This is a genomic window from Mesorhizobium sp. M0119 (assembly GCF_040322615.1).
Classification (GTDB): domain Bacteria; phylum Pseudomonadota; class Alphaproteobacteria; order Rhizobiales; family Rhizobiaceae; genus Mesorhizobium.
In genome coordinates, this window is record NZ_JAMYTU010000038.1 from 42213 (window position 1) to 50702 (window position 8490).

At 63.6% G+C, this 8490-nt stretch carries 9 protein-coding genes; 3 read left to right on the plus strand and 6 right to left on the minus strand.

Going from position 1 to position 8490, the window contains the following annotated elements; all coding sequences use genetic code 11:
- Window positions 1-41 precede the first annotated feature (41 nt).
- On the minus strand, window positions 42-1352 hold the full coding sequence (locus tag NKJ40_RS25650; RefSeq protein WP_352468472.1) for a hemolysin family protein: 1311 nt from the start codon (window positions 1350-1352) through the stop codon (window positions 42-44).
- A gap of 74 nt (window positions 1353-1426) precedes the next feature.
- Window positions 1427-2353: a LysR family transcriptional regulator gene (locus NKJ40_RS25655; RefSeq protein ID WP_352468473.1), complete on the minus strand. Its 927-nt coding sequence runs from the start codon at window positions 2351-2353 to the stop codon at window positions 1427-1429.
- Between the two features lie 127 nt (window positions 2354-2480).
- Between NKJ40_RS25655 and NKJ40_RS25660 the strand changes: the two genes are divergently transcribed.
- A complete protein-coding gene (locus NKJ40_RS25660) occupies window positions 2481-3500 on the plus strand; it encodes a zinc-dependent alcohol dehydrogenase family protein (RefSeq protein WP_352468474.1) in 1020 nt (339 codons plus the stop codon).
- A gap of 48 nt (window positions 3501-3548) precedes the next feature.
- On the opposite strand, the gene NKJ40_RS25665 is transcribed toward NKJ40_RS25660, so the two are convergent.
- The 4 genes from NKJ40_RS25665 to NKJ40_RS25680 all read right to left on the minus strand — a co-directional run bounded on the left by NKJ40_RS25665 (window position 3549) and on the right by NKJ40_RS25680 (window position 6797).
- Entirely contained in the window at window positions 3549-4256 is a 708-nt protein-coding gene (locus NKJ40_RS25665; RefSeq protein WP_352468475.1) for an LssY C-terminal domain-containing protein, read from the minus strand.
- A gap of 66 nt (window positions 4257-4322) precedes the next feature.
- Window positions 4323-5177, minus strand: coding sequence for an extensin-like domain-containing protein (locus NKJ40_RS25670; RefSeq protein ID WP_352468476.1), 855 nt, complete (start codon window positions 5175-5177; stop codon window positions 4323-4325).
- A 116-nt stretch (window positions 5178-5293) separates the two neighbouring features.
- On the minus strand, window positions 5294-6295 hold the full coding sequence (locus NKJ40_RS25675) for an extensin family protein (RefSeq protein ID WP_352468477.1): 1002 nt from the start codon (window positions 6293-6295) through the stop codon (window positions 5294-5296).
- Window positions 6296-6371: 76 nt separating this feature from the next.
- Entirely contained in the window at window positions 6372-6797 is a 426-nt protein-coding gene (locus NKJ40_RS25680) for a DUF3775 domain-containing protein (protein ID WP_254819248.1), read from the minus strand.
- 235 nt (window positions 6798-7032) lie between these two features.
- On the opposite strand from NKJ40_RS25680, the gene NKJ40_RS25685 reads away from it, so the two are divergent.
- On the plus strand, window positions 7033-7572 hold the full coding sequence (locus tag NKJ40_RS25685; RefSeq protein ID WP_352468478.1) for a tetratricopeptide repeat protein: 540 nt from the start codon (window positions 7033-7035) through the stop codon (window positions 7570-7572).
- Between the two features lie 317 nt (window positions 7573-7889).
- Entirely contained in the window at window positions 7890-8363 is a 474-nt protein-coding gene (greA, locus tag NKJ40_RS25690) for a transcription elongation factor GreA (RefSeq protein WP_023719113.1), read from the plus strand.
- Window positions 8364-8490: the final 127 nt, after the last annotated feature.

The window sequence follows — 8490 nt, forward strand, 5'->3', positions numbered from 1 at the left end:
GGTGTCGCCGCGAGCATATAGCCCACAAGTCGCGCCGCTTCTTACCGCACGACCTCGCGGTGGCGGCCGGGCAGGCGGGTGGCGATGAGCTTGTCGATGCGGCGGCCGTCGAGATCGACCACCTCGAAGCGCCAGCCTTGCGCGTCGACGCATTCGCCGGTCGCCGGCAGATGGTGCATATGCGACAGCACGTAGCCAGCGACGGTTTCGTAGTCGCGGCTCTCGGGCAGGTCGATGCCGAGAACCTCCGCCATCTCGTCGGCCTGCATGTAGCCGGCGAGCAGCCAAGAGCCGTCCTCGCGCTTGACGGCGTTTTCCTCGTCGCCGGCATCGAGGTCCGAGCGGAAGACGCCGGTAATCGCTTCCAGTATGTCGGCCGGGGTGACGATGCCTTCGAAATGGCCGTATTCGTCATGCACCAGCGCCATCGGCACGTCGGATTCCTTCAGCGTCGCAAGCACGTCCAGCGCGTCGGCCTGGTCATGCACGATCGGGGCGGTGCGTACGTGCCGGCGCGGGTCGAGGGCGCGACCGCCGAGCATCGCCGCCAGCACGTCGCGGGTCTGGACGACGCCGATCATGGCGTCGACGCCGCCGTCGCCGGCCGGCAGGCGCGAATGCTGGGTGTCCATCAGCAGCTTCCTGATGGCCGCCTCGTCGGATTGCAGATTGATCCAGTCGACCTCGGTGCGCGGCGTCATCACCGCGCGCACAGCACGGTCGCCGAGCCGCATGACGCCGGCGATCATCCGCCGTTCGTCGGATTCGATGGTGCCGTGGTGCTCGGCTTCGGCGACCAGCATCTTGATCTCCTCGTCGGTGACCTTATCCTCGCTCTGACCGTGCTGGCCAAGCAGCCACAGCAGGGCGCGGCCGGAAAAATCGAGCAGGAAGACCAGCGGCGCCGAAACGCTGGCGAGGATGGTCATCGCCGGGGCGACCCTGACGGCGACCCGTTCGGGGTCGCGCAATGCGATCTGCTTGGGCACCAATTCGCCGATGACCAGCGAGCCATAGGTGATGATGGCGACGACAATGCCGACGCCGAGCGGGTCGGCGAGGCTTTCGCGGACGCCGGCCGACGCCAGGAAGGTGGCCAGCCGCTCGCCGAGCGTGGCGCCGGAAAACGCGCCGGACAAGACGCCGACCAAAGTGATGCCGATCTGCACCGAGGACAGGAATTTTCCCGGATTGGCGCCGAGCGCCAGAGCCCGGCCGGCGCCTTTGACGTTGCGGTCGATCATCGTCTTGAGGCGCGCCGGCCGCGACGAGACGATGGCGAGCTCGGACATCGACAGAAGGCCGTTCACACAGATGAGGACGACCACGATGGCAATTTCAGCATAAAGCATGCCGGTCCATAGCATTGCCGCGCGGCTTTCGAAAATAGGACGGTCGCGCTTTTTAGATTTAGCGAGCGGGGCAATCAGGCGGCACCCCATGCCGCATCCCAGGGCGGCGCGGAAAAATGCTCGATCAGGGTGTCGACGACGACGCGCACCTTTGGCGCGAGGTTGCGTGTTACCGGCCAGATGGCATGCACCACGGTGTTTTCGACAAGACAGTCCGACAGAACCATTTCGAGTTCGCCGCGGCTGATGCTGTCGGCCGTCAGCCATGTCGGCAGATAGACGATGCCGCAGCCGGCCAGTACCGCATCGAGCATCGGTTCGCCGTGGCCGAGCACCAGCCGCGCGTTGGGCGCGAACTTTTCGAGGCGGCCGTCGGCATGCCTGACGGTCCACGGATGGACCGTGCCGTCGCGGCCGTAGCCGATCAGGCTGTGCCTGGCCAGGTCCTCGATCGATTGCGGCCTGCCATGGGCGTCGAGATAGGCGGGGGCGGCGCAGATGCCCGAACGTTGGGCATAGATGCGGCGCGCGGCGATGGAAAGGCTGTCGTCGAGGTCGCCCATGCGCACCGCCAGGTCGATGCCTTCCTCGATCAGGTCGACGCGCCGGTCGTTGAACGAGATTTCCATCGTCAGATCCGGGAATTTTTTGGAAATGTCGAACAGCACCGGGGCGACGCACCGGCGGCCGAAGGCCAAAGGCAGGTCGACGCGCAGCCGGCCGGAAGGCACCTGCTTGCGCGATGCCAACAGAGACTGGGCGGCTTCGATCTCGGCCAGTGCCCTGACGCAGGCTTCGTAATAGCTCAGGCCCTCGCTGGTCGGGCTGAGGCTGCGGGTGGTGCGGTTGAGCAGGCGAACGCCCAACCGCTGTTCCAGCTGTGCGATCGACTTGCCGACCGCCGATTTCGTGACATGCAGCCGCGCGCCGGCGCCGGTGAAGCTGCCGGCCTCCACCGTATGAACGAATGCGACGATGCCTTGCAAATTGGCCGATTCCAATGAAGCGCTCCTATTGTAGAGTTTTGCTCCTTAATCTGTTGCATAACATGCCACATGGAAGCACTTTTCTCCATAGTGAAACGGCGTAAATGTCTCGCGCAACCATCAACCACGGAGCGCGAACCAAATGAGCACCGAAAACAGATCCTGGCAGATGAACGGTTTCGGCCTGTCCAGGCTGAAGCCGGCTGAGGGAAAGCTGCCCCAACCCGGGCCGCACGATCTTCTGGTACGCGTCACAGCGGTATCGCTGAATTACAAGGACAGGATGATCGTCGATGGCGTGCTGATACCGGACCTCAGCTTTCCGTTCGTGCCGACATCGGACGCGGTGGGCGAGGTGGTGGCGATCGGCGGCAAGGTCAGCCGCTTCGGCATCGGGCAGCGCGTGCTCGGCCAGGTGATCGCCGACTGGCCGGACGGCGACGCGCCGCCCGTGCTGCACAAGCATACGTTGGGTTCGTCACTGCGCGGGACGCTGTCCGAGCATGTGCTTTTTCATGAGGATGCCGCCGTGGCGGCGCCGCCGTCGCTCAGCGACGTCGAGGCATCGACGCTGCCGATCGCGGCGCTGACGGCGTGGTTCGCGCTGGTCGAGGCGGCCAAGCCGATCCCGGGCGAAACCATTCTCATCCAGGGCACCGGCGGCGTGTCGCTGTTTGCGCTGCAATTTGCCGCCGCCTTCGGCCTGCGCGCCATCGTCACCTCGAGCAGCGACGAGAAGCTCAAGCGGGCGAAGGCGCTCGGCGCCTGGAAGGGGATCAATTATCGCAGCCAGCCGGCATGGGACGAGGCGGCGCGCGAACTGACAAACGGGGCCGGCGTCAGGCATGTGCTGGAAATGGTCGGCGGCGACAATGCGCGGCGCTCGCTCAATGCGCTGGGCGCCGACGGCAGGCTGTCGCTCATCGGCCTTCTCGGCAGCATGGAGCTCAGTTTTCCGATCATTCCGTTCCTGCGCAACCGGATCGTCGTACAAGGCATATCGATCGGCCACCGCCGCGCTTTCGAGCGAATGAACCAGGCGATCGAGACGCTCGCGATCAAGCCGGTGATCGACAAGGTGTTTGGCTTCGACGAGGTGCCGCAGGCATTTGAGCGCCTGGAGACGGGACGGTTTGGCAAAATCGTGATCACCGTGCCCTGACCTCGTCGGGACGAAAATGGCTGTCAGACGGGAAGGCCGATTGCGCGCCTACGGGAGTTGCAGCAGGACGCCGATGATGGCCTTGCCGTCGGTGAAATAGGGATCGCCTTCGCCGTTGCGCCCGGTCTTTGTGGCGCCGACGCCTGGTATCTCGCTGGTCTGGATCAACATGCCGGCTGCGGTGAGGTCGCGCATCAGCGCATGGCGCTCGGCGTCGATGTCGGGGCCGATGTGGTGGGTGATCGCGCCGGTGTCATGGCTGAGGCCGACGCCTTGGTCGAAGCTGGCCGAGCCAAGCCAAAGCGGCCGGCCGTCGTCTCCGGTCGCATCGGTCTGCCAGAAGCGGACGTGGTGGCGCCGGTCGGCGCTGTCGCCGACCGGCTTTTCGAAAGCGAGGTCCTGGGCGCGGCCTTCGAACAGCAGACGGCTGACCGGTGCGTCGGGATAGGGGCGGTTAAACAGCACGCTTTCGCCGATCTCGATGGCGGTCTTCAGCGTGACCGCGTCTGCCGTATCCCAGCCGGCGAAGGCAAAAGCATGGACAAGCTCCTTCTTGGTGCCGACAAGGCCGACATTGATCGGATCGCCCGGAATGCCTTGCGGCGTGTGCGTCACCATCTCGAATTGCTGATTGCGAAAATTGCGGTCCCGCAACGTCCAGAACTCAGGCGCGGCGAAATAGGCGAGCGAAAGATAAGCGGCACAGCATGCCACCAGCCAGGTCGTTGCACGTCGTCGAAGGCTTCGTTGGCTCAAGAGGCACCACCCAAGCGTCTGCGCACCACCTTAACCGGCGCAGCAAGTCTTGGGCAGGGGCTGCAATCACCGGCAGGCGCGATAGCCGTTCTTGCGGTTCTTGATATCGAAATGGAAATGGTTGCGGTGGTCGTAATTGTAGCCGGGGCCGAGCACGGTGGTGAAATACTGGCAGCCGTCGGCGCGCACATTGTTGAGGAAGCCGCGTGTGCGGAAGGCGAACAGGCCGGGCTTGCGGACGTCGATGTCGTCGCCATTGTTGAGCTCGATGCTCATCACGTCGAGCGCATTGCCCTTGCCGTGTTCCGACAAAACACCTTCGCCGGCAATCCTGCGGCAGGAATAGCTCGAGCCCTGGTGGATGGTCCTGACGCCTGAAAAATAGCGCCAGCGGGCCGACGGGACGAGTTCGTTCCTGGTCCAGCCGGCAAAGGTGGCGGCCATATCGCAGGTCAGCGTCGCGGCCGGCTTCATCTCGACGCTGCCGACGGCCGAGACCTTGACCGGATAGTCGATGCCGCACTGGCCTTCATGGATCGGCGCAACGTCGGTGTAGACGACGCCGAGGCGTTTCAGTTCCTTGCGGCAATCGATCTCTGCGGCCGGCATCTGTTCGGCCGGCGACATCGGGTTGTCCAGGCGCGGATAGGCGGCCGTCATATAGGGATTGGACGGGACGAGACGCTGCATGCCGGAATATTCTGGGCCGGAATCTTGGGGGCCGGAATATTGTGGGTCGGAATTGGGCGGGACGGCAGCGGTCTGGCTGCCGACATCGACGGCCGGCTGCAGCGACAGCACGCTGCCGGTGTTGCAGGCCGAGACCGCCGCAATGGCAAGCAGCGCGGCAAGCCTGCCGGCTATGCGCGCGCATTCTGTGTGCCGCGCAGCGGCAAACGCAGCGCGAAGTAGCCCGGCCATCGGAAGGGTTCCTGTCCCCAGATGGCACAGACTCTAAACCTGAAGAGTAAAGGAAAAATCAGCGGTACCGTTCACGCTTGCGGCCAAATTGCGGCGCCTCCTATCGGCGCCCGAGGTCATTGGCAAAACGTGCCGCCATTGCGGCGCGGTTCGAGGTCGAGGTGGAGATGCATCGAATGGTCGGCATCGCTGCCGGGGCCAAGCACGGTCTTGAACGGACCGCAGGCCGCCTTGCGCACTGCATCCAGGAATTTCGCTTCCTTCTCCGGTGGCGTCGGACCGACATCGATCTCCTTCCCGTCGGAAAGCGTGAAGCTGGCGATGTCGAGGGCGTTGCCGAAGGCGTGCTCCGATAGCTTGCCGCCGGCGTGGCGCGGCCGGCAGACGAAGGCGGAGGCCTGGCCGATCGATTTGATATCCGTGCCGAACTCGGCCTTTGCGGCAGGCTGGATGACCGAAGCGGCAAAGCGGACGGCCGCTTCCGCCATCTGGCAATTCAGCTCGGGCTCCGGGCCGATGGCGATGGATTTGCCGAGTGTCTTCAGCACGATCGGGTAGGGGATCGAGCAACCGACCGCCGTATCATGCTCGGGCTTGCGCTCCTCGAAATCGACGCCCATCGACTTCAGCCGCCTGCGGCAGGCCAATTCCTCGGCCGGCATTTCTTTCCCGGCAATGGCGACCGATCGAGGATCTGGAAGGATTTTTTGCTCCGCCTTCTCGTCTGCCTCTGCCGGGTTTGGTGGCGCGCCCGGTGGGCTTGCCGGCGGCTCAGCCTGTGCCGGCTTTTCGGGCGGCTGCGGTGCAATCGCCGGCGGCTCCGGCTGCTCGGTCTTTGGTTGGCCATTTTGGGGCTGGCCGTTCTGGGGCTGGCCGTTCTGAGATTGACCGCTTTGCGGCTGAGTGGCCTGGGGCGGCTCAGCCGCCGGGGCATCCGCCGGGCGCGGTTCGGGGACCGGGATCTCGGTTGGTGGCGGCGGGGTGGCTTCCTGGTTGAACTGCGGAACCGGTGCGGTTTGCGGCAGCTCGGGCGCCTTGGCTAAAACGGGTCCCGTCAGCGGCGTAGCCGCAACGGCCAGCAGCAATCTGCCCAATCTGAAGAAGCCAAACGCCGCCATTAGTTCGCAACGGCCAGAATGCGGGGAAGTTGCCTTGGGCGAGGGGGGCGGCCGATCACAATCGGTAACCGCGCCGTCACGCGCCGATCGCTTCCAGGCCTTCCTCGAGCCAGTCCGCCAGCAGCGGCATGCCGAGCAGATATTTTGCCGTGCGCTTGTTGGCGCGCTCGCGGGCGGCGGTCAGCGCGTCCGTCCATTCCGTCGCGTCATAGTCGCCGCGGCCGACCCAGGCCAACGCAATCAGTTCGGCCGCTTCGTCGACATTGAGATCGTCGATCAGCTCGCGCAGTTCTTCCTCGGTGAGGTCTTCGGAGCTTTCCTCGGCAAGGCCGTCATGATGGTGGTTGTCGTGCGCGTTGCCGTCGAGCTCTACCTCGTGCTCGGCGCCGTCGGCATAGTCTTCGTTGACGGCGGCGCTGAGCGCCTTCGCCTTCAGGATGAACAGGCGCACGGTGTCGGGACCGATCGAAAGCTCCCAGTCTCGTTCAACGCGTTGCTGCACCGGCCGTCTCCTGCTTCGTGCTCGGTCAGCCCGATGATAGCGGATTTGCAGCGCTCGTCACGTTCTCTTGCGCGTCGGCGTTAATCGTGAAGCATGATTTCCGATGCCTTCTGTTCCCGGGATAAGACGGCTTTGCTGGGAGAGATCGCGGTTTTGAGATAGGATGGCATTTTCCGGGACGAAACGGCTTTGGCCCGGCGTTAGTGTTGCATTGTCAGGTTCAAAGGAGAGTGTAATGCGCAGACGACTGCTGATTCAGGTCATGGCCATCGCCGCCCTGCCGCTGTTTGTGGCGCCGGCGTTTTCGGCTGGTGAAGGCGGAGGGGGCGGCAGCGATGGCGGCCAGACGCAGTGCAAGAAGGGGGCGGTTTGGGACAAGAAGCAGAAGAAATGTGTCTCGCCGAAGCAAGGCATGCTGGACGACGACAGCATCTATGATGCCGGTCGCGCGCTGGCGATGGATGGACGCTATGACGAGGCGATCGCCGTGCTCAGCCTCGCCGCCAACAAGCAGGACCCGCGCATCCTCAATTATCTCGGCTATTCGCACCGCCATTCCGGCCGCATCACCGTCGGCCTCGGCTATTACGAGGAAGCGCTGCGCATCGACCCGAATTACACGCTGGTACGCGAATATCTCGGCGAGGCGCACTTGCAGATCGGCGATCTTGCCGGCGCCCAGGAACAGCTCCGCGAAATCGAGAAGCGCACGGGCAAGGGGTCTCGCGAATACGGCATGCTGTCGGAGCAGATCGATCATTTCATGAGGAGCTGATCCGACCTCCGGAACGCTGCTCATAACCGGCTGCGGCGATCGCAGCCGGTTTTTTACTGTGCTGCACATGCTGCCCCGAACCGGAATTGGCCTCACGGTACACGTGATGCGCTCCTTGACGTTAGGTCAGCCGCGCCATCGGTGGATGATTTTTCAAAATCCGACTTTTTGGACGTGAAAAACCCGCGAAGATTGCTATATCTTGCAAGATTGTGGTGAGACGGTTCCGTTAGCGAGGCTGCCGGACCGTTTTCTTTTTGTACCATCGACAAGGTCGCTCCCGATTGCGGGGGCGGCGGCAGGAAAGGTCAGGCATTATGAACAAGGTCCCGATGACAGGCGAGGGGTTCGCGTCATTGAAGGAAGAACTGCGCTGGCGCCAGCAACAGGAGCGGCCGCGTATTATCGAGGCGATTTCCGAAGCGCGCTCGCATGGCGACCTCTCCGAAAATGCCGAATATCACGCGGCAAAAGAGGCACAGAGCCTGAATGAGGGCCGGGTCAACGAACTCGAGGACCTGATCGCGCGGGCCGAGGTGATCGACGTCACCAAGCTCAGCGGCGACAAGGTCAAGTTCGGCGCCACCGTGGTGCTGGTCGACGAGGACACCGAGGAGAAAAAGACCTACCAGATCGTCGGCGACCAGGAAGCGGACGTGAAGTCCGGCCGCATCTCGATCTCCTCGCCGATCGCGCGTGCCCTGATCGGCAAGGAAGTCGGCGATGCCATCGAGGTCAATGCGCCGGGCGGCGCCAGGGGCTATGAGATAGTCCAGGTGCAGTTCATCTAGAACCTTTTTGATAATTCTACTCTGGCGGCCGACTAGAGCGGTTCCCCCTTTGACGGAATCAAAGGGGATTCCAGATTTATCTGTTTTGTGATTCAAGATGCTGGCTGGAGTGGAGGCCAGCATCGGA

Excerpts from the sequence above, each read along its gene's own strand:
- greA (WP_023719113.1), top strand. The coding sequence starts at position 7,890 with ATGAACAAGGTCCCGATGACAGGCGAGGGGTTCGCGTCATTGAAGGAA.
- NKJ40_RS25685 (WP_352468478.1), top strand. The coding sequence starts at position 7,033 with ATGCGCAGACGACTGCTGATTCAGGTCATGGCCATCGCCGCCCTGCCG.
- NKJ40_RS25670 (WP_352468476.1), bottom strand. The coding sequence starts at position 5,177 with ATGGCCGGGCTACTTCGCGCTGCGTTTGCCGCTGCGCGGCACACAGAA.
- NKJ40_RS25650 (WP_352468472.1), bottom strand. The coding sequence starts at position 1,352 with ATGCTTTATGCTGAAATTGCCATCGTGGTCGTCCTCATCTGTGTGAAC.
- NKJ40_RS25675 (WP_352468477.1), bottom strand. The coding sequence starts at position 6,295 with ATGGCGGCGTTTGGCTTCTTCAGATTGGGCAGATTGCTGCTGGCCGTT.
- NKJ40_RS25660 (WP_352468474.1), top strand. The coding sequence starts at position 2,481 with ATGAGCACCGAAAACAGATCCTGGCAGATGAACGGTTTCGGCCTGTCC.